The sequence below is a fragment of the Streptomyces sp. NPDC015171 genome (assembly GCF_043079545.1).
Classification (GTDB): Bacteria; Actinomycetota; Actinomycetes; order Streptomycetales; family Streptomycetaceae; genus Streptomyces.
Map to the genome: position 1 here is coordinate 450,124 of NZ_JBIBUO010000002.1, position 18,177 is coordinate 468,300.

Below are 18,177 nucleotides of genomic sequence, written 5' to 3' on the forward strand. Positions count from 1 at the left end.
TGACGGACAACCGACAACCCGTCGTTAATGACCCCAAGTGCCGACAAGCCGCCAGGAGGACCCGTGAAGCAGGGCGTGCAGGGCTGCCCGGGCACGCCGGTGGCCGCCCGGGTGCCGGCGCAGCAGCGCCCGACCGTCGACGGTGACCCCCGCCGGGAGCGGGACGCCGCGGTGCCGGGAGCGGCACGCGGAGAGCACACGCACGGCGAGCGGGCCCTTCCCGGGCCGCGCACCGCGGTGCAGCGCTCCTCTGTGCGCGGGCAGGTCCTGGTCGCGCTGCGCACGGCGCTGGCCGGCGGCGAACTGAAGCCGGGCGAGGTCTACTCGGCGCCGGTGCTCGGGGACCGCTTCGGGGTCTCGGCCACACCCGTGCGGGAGGCCATGCAGCAGCTCGCGCTGGAGGGCGCGGTCGAGGTCGTGCCCAACCGCGGCTTCCGGGTGGTCGAGCGGGGGGCGCGGGAGCTGGCCGAGCTGGCGGAGGTGCGCGCGCTCATCGAGGTGCCGGTGGTGCTGCGGCTCGCGCGCACGGTGCCGGCCGAGCGGTGGGCCGAGCTGCGGCCCCTCGCGGAGGAGGCGGTGCGCGTGGCCGCCACCGGTTGCGGGGCGACGTACGCCGAGTCCGACCGCGCCTTCCACCGGGCGCTGCTCGGCCTGTCCGGCAACGAGCAGCTGGTCCGGTTCGCCGAGGACCTGCACCGGCGGACGCAGCGGCCCGCGTCGCGGCCGGGCCGGGCCGGTCTGGTCGCCGACGCGGCGCAGCACGTGGCGCTGCTGGACGCGTTGGCCGCGGGGGACGCGGATGCGGTGCGGGGGCTGGTGGCGGAACACTTCGGCTCCGCCGGGTGAGGGCGGCTCGCGCGTGAGCGGCTCCGGGTATCGGGGGCTGCCGGGTGCGGCTTCGGGGCGCCCCTGAGGGGGGTGACGGGGGTTGTCGGGTGCGGGTTGGTGGTGGCTGGTCGCGCAGTTCCTCGCGCCCCTGAGGGGGTTGGTGGGGGCTGCCGGGTGCGGGTTCGTGGTGGCTGGTCGCGCAGTTCCTCGCGCCCCTGAGGGGGGTGACGGGGTGTGTCGGGTGCGGGTTGGTGGTGGCTGGTCGCGCAGTTCCCCGCGCCCCTCAGGGGGTTGGTGGGGTGTATCGGGTGCGGGTTCGTCGTGGTTGGCCGCGCAGTTCCCCGCGCCCCTTTGGGGGGCGCGGGGTGGGTTCTACGCCGTCGCCGCGCCGGGGGTCTGGGGTGTCAGCTGGTGGGTGAGCCAGGTGGGCACGCCGCCCAGGAGCCGGAACAGCCGGGCGGCCTCCTCGCGCAGTCGGGACGCCTCCGGTTCCTCCTCCGTCTCCGCCAGGGAGGCGAGCGCGGGCGCCGTGCCGACCAGGTAGCCCAGCTCCTCCCGGATCCGCAGGGACTCGGTGAAGCCGTGCCGGGCCTCGGCCAGCTCGCCGTCGCGCAGGGCGAGTCCGGCCAGATGGCGCCAGGTGAAGGAGAGCAGCAGCTGATCGGCGTGGGCCGCGGCGGAGGCGTGCGCGCGGCGGTACGCGGCACGGGCCGCCTGCGGGGACCGGGTCAGGTTCTCGGCGAGCAGGCCCCGGCGGAAGTCCAGCAGGGCCCGGCCCGCCGACCCCGGAGGGATCAGCGCCGCCGCCCGGCCCAGCGCGGCACGCGCCTCGTCGACCCGGTCCCGTACCCGGTGCAGCGTCGCCGCGTAGGCGAGCTGCCCCCGCTCGCAGGCGGCGGCCCCGCGCTCCTCGTCGCCGTGCGCCAGCGCCTCGGCGATCCGCAGGGCGTCCTCCGCCTCCTGCCAGCCCCGCTCGGTGTACAGGCACCGCTCCACCAGCAGAGCGGCCCGCTGCAGCGCCGGGGCGGCCCCGTCGGCCGGCAGCAGAGCCGCCGCGTCGACCCAGCAGGCCCGGCTGCGCAACCGCCATACCGCGGTCTGGAGTGGATCGTCACCGGTCGTTCCGTTACCAGACATGGCGGGATGCGCCACGTTGCCCTCCCCGAGCGCGCCATCGAGCTGTTGAGTGGTGGCGGCATTCCAGCACCAATCGCGGGGCCCGGCCAAGAGGGTGGGTGAAAGATTTCACAAAGTCGTGGGGCGCGGGCGTGACCGGGTTTGGCCGGCGGGCGCCCCCGCCGACCTCAGCTCATGCGCAGCGCCAGGAAGAAATCCAGCTTGTCCTCGAGGCGGGAGAGGTCCCGTCCCGTCAACTGCTCGATCCTGCCCACCCGGTAGCGCAGCGTGTTGACGTGCAGGTGGAGACGGGTGGCGCAGCGGGTCCAGGAGCCGTCGCAGTCGAGGAACGCCTCCAGGGTCGGGATCAGCTCGGCCCGGTGCCGGCGGTCGTAGTCCGTCAGCGGGTCCAGCAGGCGGGCCGTGAACGCGCGGCGCACGTCGTCCGGAACGAACGGAAGCAGCAGGACGTGACTGGCCAGTTCCTGGTGCCCGGCGGCGCACACCCGGCCGGAGCGGGCGGCGGCCACCCGGCGGGCGTGCCTGGCCTCCTCCAGGGCGCCGCGCAGGCCCTCCGCCGAGTGCACGGCGGCGCTGACGCCGAGGGTCAGCCGGCCGTCGTCGTTCAGGCCCGCGGACAGCGGCTCGCGCACCGCCTGGAGCAGGGAGTCGGCGAGCAGACCGGTCTCCGAGCCGTCGTGCTCCGCGGCGACCGCGGGCAGCGGGACCAGCGCGATCGCCTCGTCGCCGGTGTGCGCGACGGCGATCCGGTCGGACGGCTCGGGGCCGGTGGCCAGCGGGTCGACCAGCACTTCCTCCAGGAGCGACTGGGCGACCGGGCCGCCCTCGACGTCCTCGCCCGCCCACTCCACCCGGGCCACCACGACCTGCCAGTGCGGGGCCGCCCCGAGCCCGGGCAGCAGCACCGGCGCCGCCACCCGGAGGCGGGCGGCGATCTCGGCGGGCGCGGCACCCGTCTGCACCAGCTCGAGCACCTCCTGGGCGAGTCGGCGCCGGACCGTGCGGGCCGCGTCCCGGCGGTCCCGCTCCACGGCTATCAGCTGGGTGACGCCCTGGAGCAGGTCGAGCCGCTCCCCGGGCCAGTCGCCCGCGTCCGCCTCCACGGCCAGCAGCCAGTCCGACAGGACCGTCTCGCGCACATCGCGGGCGGCCTGCGGGGCGCGGCCGGAGGAGCGGATCGGGAAGAGGGAGTACGTGCTGCCGCCCAGCAGCACCCGGTGCGGGCCGCGCCGGCCGGTGCGGGTGGCCGCCAGGTGCTCGGCGGCGAGCCGGGCGCATGCCTCGGCGGGCAGCGCCGGACCCGCCTCCTTGGAGCCGGCGATCATCCGTCCGGTGGGGGAGAGCACCCAGGCGCGCAGGTCGAGGTCGGAGCCGAGCAGGTCGAGGACCACGTCCGGGCCGCCGCCCGCGGGGCCCGAGGTCATCATCCGCCGGTGCCGGTCCACGACGGCCGCCAGGTCTCCGGCGCGCTCGCCGGAGACCTGCCGGACCACATGCTCGGTGATCGTCGCGAACGCCACCGACTCGTGCACCGCGAAGAGCGGCAGCCGGTGCTTCGCGCAGGCCAGCGCCAGGTCGTCCGGCACATCGCCCAGCTCGGCCTCGCCGGCCGCGAGGGCCGCCACCCCGGCCTGCACCAGGATGCGGACGAAGGGCTCGGAGTCGGCGGAGTCCCGGCGCCAGGCCAGGCCCGTCAGGACCAGCTCGCCGCCGGAGAGGTAGCGGCTCGGGTCGCGCAGGTCGGTGGTCATGACCCCGCGCACCGCGCGGTCCAGCTCGTCCTCGCCGCCGAGCAGCCGCAGCCCCAGCGCATCGGTGTCCAGCAGTGCGCGCAGCCGCATTTCGTCGCCGCCGTTCTTTGTCTCGAAACCTACGATGGATCTTGGAAGATGGCTCTGGGGCCACCGGGAGGCAACCGGAACCGGCCGCTCGGGGACGCCTTCCGAGGTCCCAGGGCTGTTTCCCGTGTTTCCTCGGGAAAACGAAGAGGTTGCCGATGACCTCTGTTCATACGAATCTACAAGATGCCCACCCTGGCCAGCCAACTCCTTCATGGTTTCGGTGACTGACCCCGCTGGAGCACAGAGCGGTGTACTGAGTCCACTCCGCGTTAACAGGACATGAACGAGCCGGGCCCGCCGCACACGGATTGGCTCAATCTGCACGACTCACGAGACGAAGAAGAAGAGAGCCGGTCATGGACTTCCTTCGCCCCGCCAGCTGGGAGGAGGCGCTCGCCGCGAAGGCCGAGCACCCCACCGCTGTGCCGATTGCGGGTGGCACCGATGTGATGGTCGAGATCAACTTCGACCACCGCCGGCCCGAGTACCTCCTCGACCTCAACCGCGTCGGCGACCTCCTCGAATGGGAGGTCGGCGAGGACACCGTACGGCTGGGTGCCTCCGTCCCGTACACCAAGATCATGGAGAACCTCCGTGCCGAGCTGCCGGGCCTCGCGCTCGCCTCGCACACGGTCGCCTCCCCGCAGATCCGCAACCGCGGCGGTGTCGGCGGCAACCTGGGCACGGCCTCGCCCGCCGGCGACGCCCACCCCGCCCTCCTCGCGGCCGGCGCCGAGGTCGAGGTGGAGTCGGCGGCCCGGGGCACCCGGCTGATCCCGATCGACGAGTTCTACAAGGGCGTCAAGCGCAACGCGCTCCAGCCCGACGAGCTGATCCGCGCCGTGCACGTCGACAAGGCCGACGGCCCGCAGCAGTACTCGAAGGTCGGCACCCGCAACGCCATGGTCATCGCCGTGTGCGCGTTCGGTATCGCGCTGCACCCCGAGACCCGTACGGTCCGCACCGGCATCGGCTCGGCCGCCCCCACGCCCGTCCGGGCGAAGACGGCGGAAGAGTTCCTGAACGCGGCGCTCGACGAGGGCGGCTTCTGGGAGAGCGGAAAGATCATCACCCCGTCGGTCGCCAAGCAGTTCGCGGACCTGTGCTCCGCCGCCTGCAACCCGATCGACGACGTCCGGGGCACCGCGAGCTACCGCCGCCACGCGGTCGGCGTGATGGCACGCCGGACGCTCACCTGGACCTGGGAGTCCTACCGCGGCGCCCGCCGCGTCTCGGAGGGAGCTGCGTAATGCGTGTCAACTTCACCGTCAACGGACGTCCGCAGGAGGCCGACGACGTCTGGGAGGGCGAGTCCCTGCTGTACGTCCTGCGCGAGCGCCTCGGTCTGCCCGGCTCCAAGAACGCCTGCGAGCAGGGCGAGTGCGGCTCCTGCACCGTCCGCCTCGACGGCGTGCCGGTCTGTTCCTGCCTGGTCGCGGCCGGCCAGGCCGAGGGCCGCGACGTCGTGACCGTCGAGGGCCTCGCCGACTTCGCCAAGCAGCGCGCCGAGGGCGGCTGCGCGACCGGCGCCTGCGGCACCTCGCTCGACGCGGCCAAGGGATGGCAGGCCAAGGGGACCGACTCGCAGACCGGCGAGGGCACCGAACTCTCCCCGGTCCAGCAGGCGTTCATCGACGCCGGCGCCGTCCAGTGCGGCTTCTGCACCCCGGGCCTCCTGGTCGCCTCCGACGAACTCCTGGAGCGCACCCCGAACCCGACCGACGCCGACATCCGTGAGGCGCTGTCCGGCAACCTGTGCCGCTGCACGGGCTACGAGAAGATCATGGACGCGGTCCGCCTGGCCGCGGCCCGCCAGTCAGAGGGGGTCTGACATGCCCGCCAACGGCGCTCCTACGAAGATCACGCAGGGTTCGCAGACCAAGGGCGGCATCGGCGAGTCCACACTCCGCCCGGACGGCACCCTCAAGGTCACCGGCGAGTTCGCGTACTCGTCCGACATGTGGCACGAGGACATGCTGTGGGGCCAGATCCTGCGCTCCACCGTCGCCCACGCCGAGATCGTCTCGATCGACGTCTCCGAGGCCCTCGCCATGGCGGGCGTGTACGCCGTCCTGACCTATGACGACCTGCCCACCGCGGTGAAGAACTACGGCCTGGAGATCCAGGACACCCCGGTCCTGGCGCACGGCAAGGTACGCCACCACGGCGAGCCGGTCGCCATCGTCGCCGCCGACCACCCGGAGACGGCCCGCCGCGCCGCCGCCAAGATCAAGGTGGACTACAAGGAGCTGCCCGTCATCACCGACGAGGCCTCCGCGACCGCGCCGGACGCGATCCTCATCCACGAGGGCCGCGACGACCACCACATCGGCCACGTCCCGCACCCGAACATCGTGCACCGCCAGCCGATCGTCCGCGGCGACGCGGCGGCGGCCGCCGAGCGCGCCGATGTGATCGTCAAGGGCGAGTACACCTTCGGCATGCAGGACCAGGCCTTCCTCGGCCCCGAGTCCGGCCTCGCCGTGCCGGAGGAGGACGGCGGCGTCCACCTCTACATCGCCACCCAGTGGCTGCACTCGGACCTCAAGCAGATCGCCCCCGTCCTCGGCCTGCCCGAGGAGAAGGTGCGGATGACGCTGGCCGGCGTCGGCGGCGCCTTCGGCGGGCGCGAGGACCTGTCGATGCAGATCCACGCCTGCCTGCTGGCGCTGCGCACCGGCAAGCCGGTGAAGATCGTCTACAACCGGTTCGAGTCCTTCTTCGGGCACGTCCACCGGCACCCGGCGAAGCTCTACTACGAGCACGGCGCCACCAAGGACGGCAAGCTCACGCACATGAAGTGCAAGATCGTCCTGGACGGCGGCGCCTACGCCTCCGCCTCCCCGGCGGTCGTCGGCAACGCCTCCTCGCTCTCGGTCGGCCCGTACGTCATCGACGACGTCGACATCGAGGCCATCGCCCTCTACACCAACAACCCGCCCTGCGGCGCCATGCGCGGCTTCGGCGCGGTCCAGGCGTGCTTCGCCTACGAGGCGCAGATGGACAAACTGGCGAAGAAGCTCGGCATGGACCCGGTGGAGTTCCGGCAGCTGAACGCGATGGAGCAGGGGACCATCATGCCGACCGGGCAGCCGGTCGACTCCCCGGCCCCGGTCGCCGAACTGCTGCGCCGCGTCAAGGCGATGCCGATGCCGCCCGAGCGCCAGTGGGAGTCCAGCGAGGGCGCCGACGTACGGCAGCTGCCCGGCGGCCTGTCCAACACCACGCACGGCGAGGGCGTCGTACGCGGTGTGGGCATCGCGGTCGGCATCAAGAACGTCGGCTTCTCCGAGGGCTTCGACGACTACTCCACCGCCAAGGTGCGCATGGAGATCATCGGCGACGAGCCGGTCGCGACCGTGCACACCGCGATGGCGGAGGTCGGCCAGGGCGGTGTCACCGTCCACGCGCAGATCGCCCGCACCGAGCTGGGTGTCACCCAGGTGACCATCCACCCCGCCGACACCCAGGTCGGCTCGGCCGGCTCGACCTCGGCCTCCCGGCAGACGTACGTCACCGGCGGCGCCGTGAAGAACGCCTGCGAGCTGGTCCGCGAGAAGGTCCTGGAACTCGGGCGCCGCAAGTTCGGCTCCTACCACCCGGCCTGGGCGACGGCCGAACTCCTGCTGGAGGGCGGCAAGGTCGTCACCGACGGCGGCGAGGTCCTCGGCGACCTGGTCGACGTGCTGGAGGGCGAGACCGTCGAGATCGAGGCGGAGTGGCGGCACCGGCCGACCGAGGCCTTCGACCTGCGCACCGGCCAGGGCAACGGGCACGTCCAGTACTCCTTCGCCGCCCACCGCGCGGTCGTCGAGGTCGACACCGAGCTCGGCCTGGTCAAGGTCGTCGAGCTGGCCTGCGCGCAGGACGTCGGCAAGGCGCTCAACCCGCTCTCCGTCATCGGCCAGATCCAGGGCGGTACGACGCAGGGCCTGGGCGTGGCCGTGATGGAGGAGATCATCGTCGACCCCAAGACGGCGAAGGTCAGGAACCCCTCCTTCACGGACTACCTGATCCCCACCATCCTCGACACGCCGACCATCCCGGTCGACGTGCTCGAACTCGCCGACGACCACGCCCCGTACGGGCTGCGCGGCATCGGCGAGGCCCCGACCCTGTCGTCCACCCCGGCCGTCCTCGCGGCGATCCGGAACGCGACCGGTCTCGAACTGAACCGCACTCCGGTCCGGCCCGAGCACCTCACCGGGTCCGCGTAACACCCCACAGCTCTCCGGGCGGCGCAGGGAACGTCACACACTCCGCCGCGCCGCCCGGAGGAACCCCTTTGAGCGCCGCTCCGCTCGCGGTCCTCGAAGTACCTGGAATTCTGTTCGTCTCGGGCCGTCCCCCGGGTCGTCCATTCCCCAAATCCCGTGGCCGCGAGCGCGGCTGCACGGGTGCCCCTGTGAACCTTGGGAGATGGCCCATGACCCAGCAGTCAGTGGAGCCGAGGACCGCAGCCGAGGACGCCGCCGACGGCAGTCGCGTCCCGGCCGGGCGGTCCTGGCTCGACCGGTACTTCCACATATCCAGAAGAGGGTCCACGGTCTCGCGAGAGGTCCGCGGCGGCATCACCACCTTCATGGCGATGGCCTACATCCTCCTGCTCAACCCCCTGATCCTGTCCGGCAAGGACGCGGCGGGGGACACGATGGGCCAGAAGGCGCTCATCACCGCGACCGCGTTCGCCGCGGCCTTCACCACGCTGCTGATGGGCTTCGTCGGCAAGGTGCCGCTCGCCCTGGCGGCCGGCCTCTCCGTCTCCGGTGTGCTGTCCTCGCAGGTGGCCCCGGAGATGACCTGGCCGCAGGCCATGGGCATGTGCGTCATGTACGGCGCCGTCATCATGCTGCTGGTCGTCACCGGGCTGCGCGAGATGATCATGAACGCGATCCCGCTCGCGCTCAAGCACGGCATCACGATGGGCATCGGCCTCTTCATCGCCCTCATCGGCTTCTACAAGTCCGGCTTCGTGCACCAGGGCAAGGCCACCCCGGTCACCCTCGGCCCCGCCGGCGAACTCGCCGGCTGGCCGGTCCTGCTCTTCGCCGGCACCCTGCTGCTGATCTTCATGCTCCAGGCCCGCAACGTGCCCGGCGCCATCCTGATCGGCATCGTCTCCGGCACCGTCGTCGCCGCGGTCCTCAACGGGCTCGACGTCATCGACCCCAAGCAGTGGGCCAGCGGTTCGGCCCCGGCCCTGCACGGCAGCGCGGTCTCGATGCCCGACTTCTCGCTCTTCGGGCACGTCGAGTTCGGCGGCTGGGGCAAGGTCGGCGCGATGACCGTCGGCATGATCGTCTTCACGCTCGTGCTCGCCGGGTTCTTCGACGCGATGGCCACCATCATCGGCGTCGGCACCGAGGCCGGGCTGGCCGACGACAAGGGCCGGATGCCGGGCCTGTCCAAGGCGCTGTTCATCGACGGCGCCGGCGGCGCGATCGGCGGTGTGGCGGGCGGCTCGGGACAGACCGTGTTCATCGAGTCGGCGACAGGCGTCGGCGAGGGAGCCCGTACCGGTCTCGCCTCCGTCGTCACCGGCCTGTTCTTCGCGGCCTGTCTGTTCTTCACCCCGGTGACCGCGATCGTCCCGCAGGAGGTCGCCTCCGCGGCGCTGGTCGTCATCGGCGCCATGATGCTGATGAACGCCCGGCACGTGGACTGGGCCGACCGCGCGACCGCCATCCCGGTCTTCCTGACCGTCGTCCTGATGCCGTTCACGTACACCATCACCACCGGTGTCGCCGCGGGCGTCATCTCCTACGTCGCCATCAAGACGGCCCAGGGCAAGGCCCGCGAGATCGGGGCCTTCATGTGGGGTCTGACGGTCGTCTTCCTGATCTACTTCGCGCTCAATCCGATCGAGGGCTGGCTCGGCGTCCACTAGCCGCCCGCCCGACGCCCTTGCCACGCAACCCGTGAGGAGACCGAGAGATGCTGGACATCGCCGAGGAGCTGAACCGGTGGGTCGAGCAGGGCCGTGACTTCGCCGTCGCCACCGTGGTGGCCGTCGGCGGCAGCGCCCCGCGCCAACCCGGCGCCGCCCTTGCGGTGGACGCCGACGGCACGGCCATCGGCTCGGTCTCCGGCGGGTGCGTGGAGGGCGCCGTGTACGAGCTGTGCCGGCAGGCGCTTGAGGACGGGGAGACCGTGCTCGAACGCTTCGGGTACAGCGACGAGGACGCCTTCGCCGTCGGTCTGACCTGCGGCGGAATCATCGACATCCTCGTCACACCGGTCCGGGCGGACGGTCCCGCCCGGCCGGTGTTCGCGGCCGCGCTGGCCGCCGCCGCCCGTGGGGAGGCGGCGGCGGTCGCGCGGATCGCCGAGGGCCCGGCGCGGCTGCGGGGCCGGGCCCTGCTCGTCCGCACCGACGGTTCCTGCGACGGCGGCTTCGGCGCCCACCCCGAGCTGGACCGCACGGTGGCCGCCGAGGCCGGTGCCCTCCTGGACGCGGGCCGCACCGGCACCGTGGAGATCGGCGAGCAGGGCTCGCGCTGCGGCGCCCCGCTCACGGTCCTGGTCGAGTCCTCCGTACCCGCCCCCCGGATGATCGTCTTCGGTGCCATCGACTTCGCCTCGGCGCTGGTCCGGGTCGGCAAGTTCCTCGGCTACCACGTCACCGTGTGCGACGCCCGCCCGGTGTTCGCCACCCGCGCCCGGTTCGCCGAGGCCGACGAGATCGTCGTGGAGTGGCCGCACAGGTACCTGGAGCGCACCGAGACCGACGGCCGTACCGTCCTGTGCGTCCTCACCCACGACGCCAAGTTCGACGTACCGCTGCTCCGGCTGGCGCTGCGGCTGCCGGTCGCCTACGTCGGCGCGATGGGCTCCCGCCGCACCCACCTCGACCGCAACGAACGCCTGCGCGAGGTCGGCGTCACCGAACTCGAACTGGCCCGGCTGCGCTCGCCGATCGGCCTCGACCTCGGCGCCCGTACGCCCGAGGAGACGGCGCTGTCCATCGCGGCGGAGATCGTCGCGGGCCGGCGCGGCGGCAGCGGGGTCTCGCTGACCGGCGCGCACACCCCCATCCACCACGACCCGGCGGCGCGTACCGCGGTGCGGATCGGGTCGGTGGCCTGAGGCCGCCGCCGGGAAAACGGCTTGCCGTCCGGCGCGGCCCCTGTGTTGCATGACGCCATGGTGTCCACCGACCGGCTGGCGGCCTTCGCCGCCCTGTCCTTCCTGCTCATCGTGGTGCCGGGGCCCAGCGTCCTGTTCGTGGTCGGCCGCGCCCTGGCCCAGGGCCGCCGGGCCGCGCTGACCACCGTCGCCGGCAACACGCTCGGCGCGTATCTGCTCGTCGTCGCCGTGGCGCTCGGCATCGGGTCGCTCGTCGAGCGCTCGGTCCTCGTCTTCACCGCCCTCAAGCTCGCGGGCGCCGCCTATCTGGTGTACCTCGGCGTCAGGGCCTGGCGGCGGCGCGGCTCGCTGAGGGCCGCGATCGCGGAGCCGGGCCCGGCCCGCGGCGGCCTGCGCACCCTCTGGGAGGGGTTCGCGGTGGGCGTGGCCAACCCCAAGACGATGGTGTTCTTCGCCGCGGTGCTCCCCCAGTTCGTGGACCCGGAACAGGGCCCCGTCCCGGCGCAGATGCTGCTGCTCGGACTGGTCTTCAACGCCATCGCGCTGCTCTCCGACGCCGTCTGGGGCCTTGCCGCCTCCGCCGCCCGCGACTGGTTCGCCCGCTCGCCTCGGCGCCTGTCCGCGGTCGGCGGAGCGGGCGGCCTGACGATGATCGGCCTGGGCGTGACGGTCGCCGTGACGGGGCGCGGGGACTGAACCGGGGCGTGCCACGCCTGTCGGCGGCGGCCGTCGGCAGACGCCGCGACGGGGCACGCGCCCGTGACCGGCCCGTACGGGGCCCGACCGCCCGGGCCGCGCTCACCGGTCCGCACGGCCGCCGAGCCCGCTTCGCACCCCGGGCCCGCGTACCGGGTCACGCCCGTCTGAGCAGCCGGTTCGCCGCGCGGCCGAACATCAGGCGGGACGCTCGTTCCAGGACGCCGTCGAAGACGCGGGGCAGGAACCGGACGCGCAGCTCCTCCCGCCACACCACCCGGCTGCGTCCGCCGGGTCCCGGGCGGACCTCGATCTCCGCCCAGCCGAGGACCGTCCGGCCCCGTTTCTCCAGCCGGCACAGGCCGCCCTCGCCGTCGGCGGGCGGACGCCAGACGGTCACCTCCATGACGTCATCGAAGGCGAACGGGCCGAGCCCGGAGCGCGCCACGAAGTGCGTCCCCGCCCGGGTCGGCGGCGGCGTGAGCATCCGGATCCGGGTCAGCGGGACCGCGTCGGCGTGGCGGGGCCAATCGGTGAGCCGGCGCCACGCCTCGTCGAGCGGGAGCGGAGCCGTACGTTCGAAGGTGAAGGTGGGCACGGCACGATCGTAGGGAATGAACGCCGGTCACCTGCGCATTCCCGCTCCGCCTCGGCTCGCTCGCACAGCGGGTGTCCGTGCGGCGTCGTAGCGGAAACGGGCGGCGCGCGGGGTGGCGGGCCGGCCCGGCTTACGCACCTGCCGCCGTTCCCGCCGTTGTTGCCGTGGGCCGGGCGGCCGGCGGCCCGCGCCGGGCACCGGGCCGTGCGGCGCGTCCCGGCGCCGGCCGACCGCAGGGGCCCTGTCCCGGGCGGCGCGGCGCGGCCGGGTCACGGCCGGGTCAGGGGCGGTACACCTTGCCGGGCTCGGCCTTGCCGGGGGCGAGCAGCTGGGGGACCGTGACGAAGACATAGCCGCGCGCCTTCAGGGCGTCGATGATGCCCGGCACGGCCGGCACGGTCCCCGGGTAGATGTCGTGCAGCAGGATGATCCCGTCCCGGGACGACTGGTCGAGGACGCGCTTGGTGATCAGTGCCGAGTCGTTGGTCGTGTAGTCCTTGGCGGTCACGCTCCACAGCACCTCCGCCATGCCCAGCTCCTTGCTGATCTCGTGCACCTTCGTGTCGGTGCGGCCCTGCGGCGGGCGCATCAGCGTCGGCTTGTGCCCGGTGAGCCGCTCGATCGCGTCGGAGGGCCGCTTCAGCTCCGCGCGTATCTCGGCGTCGGATATGCGGGTGAGGATCTTGTGGTCCCAGGTGTGGCTCGCGACCTCGTGGCCCTCCGCCGCCATCCGCTTGACCAGCTCCGGGTACTTCTCGATGTGCCGCTTGCCCAGCAGGAAGAAGGTGGCCGGGACCTTCTTCTCCTTGAGGATGTCGAGCAGCCGCGCCGAGTTCTCGCTGGGCCCCGCGTCGAAGGTGAGCGCGATGCACTTGGCCTCGCGGCAGTCGACGGTCCCGAACCGGGCCGGCGCCCCGTGCGCCGCCTCGGCGCGCGCGGCGCTCGGCGCGGTCGTGTCGACCTCCGCGCAGCCGGACAGCGTGAGCGCCAGGCAGGCCGCGGCGGACGCGAGGGCCCAGCCACGCAACCTCCGGCCCGTTCCGCGCATCTTCATGGTCGCGTGATCCGGCGTCGGGATCGTCTCGGTCGAAAAGTGCATGCCCGGACTATACACTGCATGTATAGTGCATGCGTTCGAATTCCCGGCCGGGTGTGACGAGGGCGTAGCACCATGGGGAGGGGGCGGAAAAACCCCCGGCGGAAGGACCACCCATGCGCTTCCGGGACCGTGCCCAAGCCGGCCGGAGACTCGCCGGACTCCTCGTCGACCTGCGCGACCGGGGCGCCCTCGCCGGCCCGGTCCTCGTCCTCGCCCTGCCCCGCGGCGGGGTCGCCGTCGCCGAGCCCGTCGCCCGCGCGCTCGGTGCCCCGCTCGATGTGCTCGTCGTCCGCAAGATCGGCGCCCCGCACCACCGGGAGTTCGCCGTCGGCGCCCTCGCCGCGGACGACCCGCCGCTCTTCGACGAACGCACCCTCGGCCGCCTCGGTCTCACCGAGGACTCCCTCGCGGCCGACGTGGCCCGCGAACGCCAGGAACTGCACCGCCGCGAGCGGCGCTACCGCGGCGAGCGCCCGCCGCCGCAGGTGACGGGCCGCACGGTGATCCTGGTCGACGACGGCCTGGCCACCGGCGCCACCGCCCGCGCCGCCCTGCGCCACGTCCGGCGCCGCGGCCCCGGGCAGCTGATCCTCGCCGTGCCGGTCGGCGCCCCGGGCTCCCTCGCCGCGCTCGCCGCCGAGGCCGACGCCGTCGTCTGCCCCCACCGCCCGGCCGGCTTCGCCGCGGTCGGCGAGTGGTACGAGGACTTCGAGCAGCTCAGCGATGCCGAGGTGGTGACGGCCCTGCGAGGGGTCTGAGAAGCGCGGCGGCGCCCCCCCTCGTCCGGCAGGGGCACCGGCGCGATCCGCGGCGCGAGCGCGGCGCGGACGGCGGGGGCCGGGCCCAGGCATCCCTCACCCCACTCACGGGCCCCCGCCCCCGGTCCTCCGCGACGACCCCGTGCACACCAGTGGTACCGGGCGGGTACCCGGAGTAACCTCGGGGCCATGACGCGCACGGGGGAGCGAGTCGTCGCATCGCGCTTACGGACACCGTCCTGGATCGCCCGCATCGAGACGCCGGACGGGCGGGTCCTCGGCGCGGGCGTGCTGCTGGCCGCCGAGCGGGTCCTCACCGCCGGACACGTCGTCAGCCCCGGCCACCGCTACACCATCAGCCTCGTCGGCGTACCGGGTCTGGCCGCCGTGCCCGCCACCGTCCGCCCCGACGAGCACGTACCCGGACGCGAGGACGCCTTCGGCGACCGCAGCGGCGACCTCGCCCTGCTGCGCCTGGCCGCACCGCTGCCCGCCGAGCACGCCACCCGGCTCTACCGGCTGGCCGCCCCGCACGGCCCCGTCAGCATGTACGGCTTCCCCGACGGCGACGACGCCGGACGCTGGCACGGCGCCACCCTGGTCGCCGCCCGCGGCCGGGACAGCCAGGTGCAGCTGCGCCCGCTGACCCCCGGCGAACTCGCCGCACCGGGCTTCAGCGGCGGCGGAGTCGTCGACCACGCCACCGACCAGGTCATCGGCATCGTCCTCAGCGTCGACGAGGGCCCCGGCTCCGCCTTCAGCTACATGAGCCCCACCGAGACCATCCTCAGCCACCTCCCGCAGGCCGCCGCCTGGACCGACGGAGCCGAGGCCGTCGACCCCCGGCTGCGCACCGGCACCGGCGGCGCCGCCGGCCGGCTCGACGTGCCCTTCGCCACCGAACTCGCCTCCTGGTTCCGGGGCGAGGGCTGGCCGGTGCTGGTCACCGTGGTCCCCGCACGCGGCGACCGCGCCTGGACCCTGCAACGGGCCGTCACCCTCGCCGACCGCGAACTGCGCACCCTCCGCAACACCAGCGCCGTCAGCCACGACCCGCCGGAGACCGTGCCCCCGGCCGGCGCCCACGACCTCGCCCTCGACGTTAAGGGGCTGACGGCCGCCGAGGTCATGGACCGGATCGCCGAACGCCTCGGCATCCGCGACGACCCCCGGCCCGAACGGCTCGGCACCCTGCGCCTCCCGCTCGCCGCCGTCCTGGTCGCCGTGGACCAGGCCGCCGACCCCGAGGACCTGCTGGACCTGCTGGACCGGCTCGCCCGCCAGGGCGCCCGGCTGCTGCTGGCCTACCGCCGCCCGGGCGAACGCGCCGCCCGGGCCGCCGAGACCCTCGTGCACCGCCCGCTGCGCGACCGCTGGGCCCGCCTGCACACCGAACTCGACCGGATCACCGACGAGTTGGGGCCCCGACTGGACGCCTGCCGGGACCGCGTGCTGCCCCGGCCCGGCGGCCGGCCGCTGCTGGACCGGGCCGAGGCCGGCGTACGGCGCACCCGGATGCTGCGCGCCTGGGTCGCCCACGCCCCCGACCAGGAACGCGAACCCGGCCGCGCCGACCAGCTGTTCACCTTCGAGGCCGCCGTCGGCCGCCGCAGGCGACGCCTGGAGAAGGCCGTCGCCATGCTCGACGCCCGGCTGCGCCGCCGCGAGGAACTCCTCGGCCGGGTCGGCGCCGAGTGGCCGCTGTGCCGGCAGCGGGCCGCCGCGCAGGGCGACCGGGTCATGGCGGCGTACCGGCTCTACGAACACGCCCTCGCGCTGCTGCGGCACACCCCCTGCGACATCGAACGGGCCGAGGCCGCCGTCGAGAGGTTCGTCGGCTTCTGCTCCGCCACCGCGTCCGGAGAGGAAGGCGCGTCATGACCTCGTGCGTCCGGCCCGGCTGCGCGGGCCGCGTCATGGCCACCGGCTACTGCGACACCTGCGGCCACCGGCACGCCGAGCCGCACACCGCGCCGCGGCCCCGGCCGCCGGCCGGCACCGCCGAGGAGACCCCGGGACCGGCGGCCGTCCACGCCGTCGCCGGCATCGGCGGACTCGACCAGCACGGACTGGTCGTACTGCCCGAGGTCCCGGTCCCCGACGACGTGCTCGTCGAGGAGCCGCGCCCGCCCACCGGGGGCCGCCGCTGCGGCGCCGACGGCTGCACCATGACCGTCGGCATCGGCTACGGCGGCCAGCCCGCCCGCCCCACCGGCCGCTGCCCCCGCTGCGGCACGCCCTACTCCTTCCTGCCCCAGCTCGCCCAGGACGACGTCGTCGCCGACCACTACCGGGTGCTCGGCTGCCTCGCCCACGGCGGCCTCGGCTGGGTGTACCTCGCCGAGGACACCCGCGCCGACGGCTACCGGGTCGTCCTCAAGGGCCAGATCAACGTGCACGACGCACTGGCCCGCCGCACCGCCGTGGAGGAGCGCCGCTCCCTCACCGACCTGCACCACCCCGACATCGTGCGCATCATCACCTACGCCGAGCACCAGGCACCCGGCCGCCCGCCCACCGGCTACCTGGTCATGGACTACATCGGCGGACGCTCCCTGCAGCAGCTCTTCGACGCCGACGACGCCGAGCGGATCTTCCACGGCCGGCCCCGCCTCGACCACGTCCTCAGCTACGGCTGCAAGATCCTCGGCGCCCTCCAGTACATGCACGAACGCGGCCTGCTCTACTGCGACATGAAGCCCGCCAACGTCATCCACTTCGGCCGGGCCGTCAAGGTCATCGACCTCGGCGCCGTCCGCGCCGTCGGCGACCGCGACTCCGCCTACGTCTACACGGCCGGCTTCGCCCCGCCCAAGGAGGAGATCGACCGCCGCGGCTGGCACGTCGACTCCGACCTCTACACCGTCGGCATGACCCTCCAGGCCCTGGCCCGTACCACCGAACCGGCCCGCGGCCTCGCCCCCGACTCCTTCCGCCGGCTCATCGCCCGCGCCACCCACGCCGAGCCCCGCGCCCGGTTCCGCTCCGCCGCCGAGATGTCCCGCCAGCTGTGGGAGGTGCTGCGCGAGTTCCGCTCGCTGCAGTTCGGCGAGCAGCTGCCGGAGAGCTCCACCCGGTTCCGCGCGTCCGGCGCCAGCCTCGACGCCGGACTCGGCGCGATCCCCGCCCTCGGCCACTGGACCGGCCGCCCCGGCGACCACCCCGCGGGCCTGGACGTCTCCCCGCCCCCCGCCGCCGAAGTGGCGGGCGCCCTGCCCGAACCCGTCCCCGACCCCGGCGACGGCGCCGCCCTGCTGCTGGACACCTTCCCGCCCGACGCCCCCGACCGGGTCGCCCGGCAGTGGCCCCGCGAATCCCGCCTCGGCACCCCCGAGACCGCGCTGTGGCTGTGCCGCGCCTACCTCAGGAAGGGCGAGCGGCACGCGGCGGAGAGCTGGCTCGCCGAGGCCGAGACCCAGCTCGGCGAACGCGCCGCCGCACACGACTGGCGGATCGCCTGGCACCACGGCGTGCTGCACCTCAGCAAGGGCGAGGTGCGGCTGGCCGGCGTCCGCTTCGATGCCGTCTACCGGGCCCTGCCCGGCGAGTACGTGCCCAAGCTCGCCCTCGGCCACTGCGCCGAACACACCGGGGACGGCCGCCGGGACCGCGCCATGCGCTACTACGAGGCCGTCTGGAGGCGGGACTCGGCGCACACCGCCGCCGCGTTCGGCCTGGCCCGCGGCCACCTGGCCGGCGGCGACCGGGACGCCGCCGTCCGCATCCTCGACGAGGTGCCCGCCACGTCCCGGCACCACGACGCCGCCCGCATCGCCGCCGTCCGCATCCGCGCCGGCGTCCTGCACGGCACCCCGCCCGCCCCGGCCGGCCTGCGGGACGCGGCCCGGCGGCTGCCCGAACTGCGCCTTGACGGCGGGGCCGCGGCCGGCGAGTCCCGGGCCCGGCTGGTCGCCGAGGTCCGCGAGAACGCCCTGTACGGCAGGCCGGACCAGGGCTGGGGGCCGGACTTCCCCGCCGGTGACCTCCTCGGACCCGGGGACGAGGACAGCCTGCGCACCCGCCTCGAACAGTCCTTCAGACAACTGGCCGCGCAGGCCCGCACCGCCCGCGAGCACGGCCGGCTGCTCGACCTGGCCCACGCCGTGCGGCCGATGACCACCTTCTGACCACACC

The 18,177-nt window shown here is 74.1% G+C and carries 14 protein-coding genes; 10 read left to right on the forward strand and 4 right to left on the reverse strand.

Features of this window, described 5'->3' with window-relative positions:
• Positions 1-63 precede the first annotated feature (63 nt).
• Complete coding sequence (locus ACF073_RS06520) at positions 64-846, forward strand: GntR family transcriptional regulator (RefSeq protein ID WP_392067231.1); 783 nt, start codon at positions 64-66, stop codon at positions 844-846.
• A gap of 354 nt (positions 847-1,200) precedes the next feature.
• Here ACF073_RS06520 and ACF073_RS06525 read toward each other — a convergent pair whose 3' ends face one another.
• Together ACF073_RS06525 and ACF073_RS06530 are read right to left on the reverse strand one after the other, a co-directional pair.
• A complete protein-coding gene (locus ACF073_RS06525) occupies positions 1,201-1,965 on the reverse strand; it encodes a hypothetical protein (protein WP_392067232.1) in 765 nt (254 codons plus the stop codon).
• Positions 1,966-2,132: 167 nt separating this feature from the next.
• Positions 2,133-3,806 carry a PucR family transcriptional regulator gene (locus tag ACF073_RS06530; protein ID WP_392067233.1) on the reverse strand — a complete coding sequence of 558 codons (1,674 nt, stop codon included), beginning with the start codon at positions 3,804-3,806 and terminating at the stop codon, positions 2,133-2,135.
• A 356-nt stretch (positions 3,807-4,162) separates the two neighbouring features.
• On the opposite strand from ACF073_RS06530, the gene ACF073_RS06535 reads away from it, so the two are divergent.
• The 6 genes from ACF073_RS06535 (at position 4,163) to ACF073_RS06560 (ending at position 11,588) form a co-directional block, all read left to right on the forward strand.
• Positions 4,163-5,056, forward strand: coding sequence for an FAD binding domain-containing protein (locus ACF073_RS06535; RefSeq protein ID WP_392067234.1), 894 nt, complete (start codon positions 4,163-4,165; stop codon positions 5,054-5,056).
• A complete protein-coding gene (locus tag ACF073_RS06540) occupies positions 5,056-5,637 on the forward strand; it encodes a (2Fe-2S)-binding protein (RefSeq protein ID WP_392067235.1) in 582 nt (193 codons plus the stop codon). Before ACF073_RS06535 ends, ACF073_RS06540 begins: the two co-directional genes overlap by 1 nt.
• Position 5,638: 1 nt before the next feature.
• Positions 5,639-8,023, forward strand: coding sequence for a xanthine dehydrogenase family protein molybdopterin-binding subunit (locus tag ACF073_RS06545; RefSeq protein WP_392067236.1), 2,385 nt, complete (start codon positions 5,639-5,641; stop codon positions 8,021-8,023).
• Between the two features lie 209 nt (positions 8,024-8,232).
• On the forward strand, positions 8,233-9,693 hold the full coding sequence (locus tag ACF073_RS06550; protein WP_392067237.1) for an NCS2 family permease: 1,461 nt from the start codon (positions 8,233-8,235) through the stop codon (positions 9,691-9,693).
• 47 nt (positions 9,694-9,740) lie between these two features.
• Positions 9,741-10,892, forward strand: coding sequence for an XdhC family protein (locus ACF073_RS06555; RefSeq protein ID WP_392067238.1), 1,152 nt, complete (start codon positions 9,741-9,743; stop codon positions 10,890-10,892).
• A gap of 57 nt (positions 10,893-10,949) precedes the next feature.
• Complete coding sequence (locus ACF073_RS06560; protein WP_392067239.1) at positions 10,950-11,588, forward strand: LysE family translocator; 639 nt, start codon at positions 10,950-10,952, stop codon at positions 11,586-11,588.
• Between the two features lie 157 nt (positions 11,589-11,745).
• On the opposite strand, the gene ACF073_RS06565 is transcribed toward ACF073_RS06560, so the two are convergent.
• Both ACF073_RS06565 and ACF073_RS06570 read right to left on the reverse strand, forming a co-directional pair.
• The gene (locus tag ACF073_RS06565; RefSeq protein WP_392067240.1) at positions 11,746-12,186 is read right to left on the reverse strand and encodes an SRPBCC family protein; all 441 of its coding nucleotides are present in this window, start codon (positions 12,184-12,186) and stop codon (positions 11,746-11,748) included.
• A 280-nt stretch (positions 12,187-12,466) separates the two neighbouring features.
• On the reverse strand, positions 12,467-13,240 hold the full coding sequence (locus ACF073_RS06570; protein ID WP_392067709.1) for a polysaccharide deacetylase family protein: 774 nt from the start codon (positions 13,238-13,240) through the stop codon (positions 12,467-12,469).
• Between the two features lie 158 nt (positions 13,241-13,398).
• Between ACF073_RS06570 and ACF073_RS06575 the strand changes: the two genes are divergently transcribed.
• The 3 genes from ACF073_RS06575 to ACF073_RS06585 all read left to right on the forward strand — a co-directional run bounded on the left by ACF073_RS06575 (position 13,399) and on the right by ACF073_RS06585 (position 18,170).
• A complete protein-coding gene (locus ACF073_RS06575) occupies positions 13,399-14,043 on the forward strand; it encodes a phosphoribosyltransferase (protein ID WP_392067241.1) in 645 nt (214 codons plus the stop codon).
• A 189-nt stretch (positions 14,044-14,232) separates the two neighbouring features.
• Complete coding sequence (locus tag ACF073_RS06580) at positions 14,233-15,924, forward strand: trypsin-like peptidase domain-containing protein (RefSeq protein WP_392067242.1); 1,692 nt, start codon at positions 14,233-14,235, stop codon at positions 15,922-15,924.
• A complete protein-coding gene (locus ACF073_RS06585) occupies positions 15,921-18,170 on the forward strand; it encodes a tetratricopeptide repeat protein (RefSeq protein ID WP_392067243.1) in 2,250 nt (749 codons plus the stop codon). The genes ACF073_RS06580 and ACF073_RS06585 overlap by 4 nt, the downstream gene beginning before the upstream one ends.
• Positions 18,171-18,177 lie beyond the last annotated feature (7 nt).

What these genes read in the sequence shown, in the direction of transcription:
- ACF073_RS06585 (WP_392067243.1), top strand. Translation starts at nt 15,921, where the DNA reads ATGACCTCGTGCGTCCGGCCCGGCTGCGCGGGCCGCGTCATGGCCACC.
- ACF073_RS06525 (WP_392067232.1), bottom strand. Translation starts at nt 1,965, where the DNA reads ATGTCTGGTAACGGAACGACCGGTGACGATCCACTCCAGACCGCGGTA.
- ACF073_RS06575 (WP_392067241.1), top strand. Translation starts at nt 13,399, where the DNA reads ATGCGCTTCCGGGACCGTGCCCAAGCCGGCCGGAGACTCGCCGGACTC.
- ACF073_RS06570 (WP_392067709.1), bottom strand. Translation starts at nt 13,240, where the DNA reads ATGAAGATGCGCGGAACGGGCCGGAGGTTGCGTGGCTGGGCCCTCGCG.
- ACF073_RS06545 (WP_392067236.1), top strand. Translation starts at nt 5,639, where the DNA reads ATGCCCGCCAACGGCGCTCCTACGAAGATCACGCAGGGTTCGCAGACC.
- ACF073_RS06560 (WP_392067239.1), top strand. Translation starts at nt 10,950, where the DNA reads ATGGTGTCCACCGACCGGCTGGCGGCCTTCGCCGCCCTGTCCTTCCTG.
- ACF073_RS06530 (WP_392067233.1), bottom strand. Translation starts at nt 3,806, where the DNA reads ATGCGGCTGCGCGCACTGCTGGACACCGATGCGCTGGGGCTGCGGCTG.
- ACF073_RS06555 (WP_392067238.1), top strand. Translation starts at nt 9,741, where the DNA reads ATGCTGGACATCGCCGAGGAGCTGAACCGGTGGGTCGAGCAGGGCCGT.
- ACF073_RS06580 (WP_392067242.1), top strand. Translation starts at nt 14,233, where the DNA reads ATGACGCGCACGGGGGAGCGAGTCGTCGCATCGCGCTTACGGACACCG.
- ACF073_RS06540 (WP_392067235.1), top strand. Translation starts at nt 5,056, where the DNA reads ATGCGTGTCAACTTCACCGTCAACGGACGTCCGCAGGAGGCCGACGAC.
- ACF073_RS06535 (WP_392067234.1), top strand. Translation starts at nt 4,163, where the DNA reads ATGGACTTCCTTCGCCCCGCCAGCTGGGAGGAGGCGCTCGCCGCGAAG.
- ACF073_RS06550 (WP_392067237.1), top strand. Translation starts at nt 8,233, where the DNA reads ATGACCCAGCAGTCAGTGGAGCCGAGGACCGCAGCCGAGGACGCCGCC.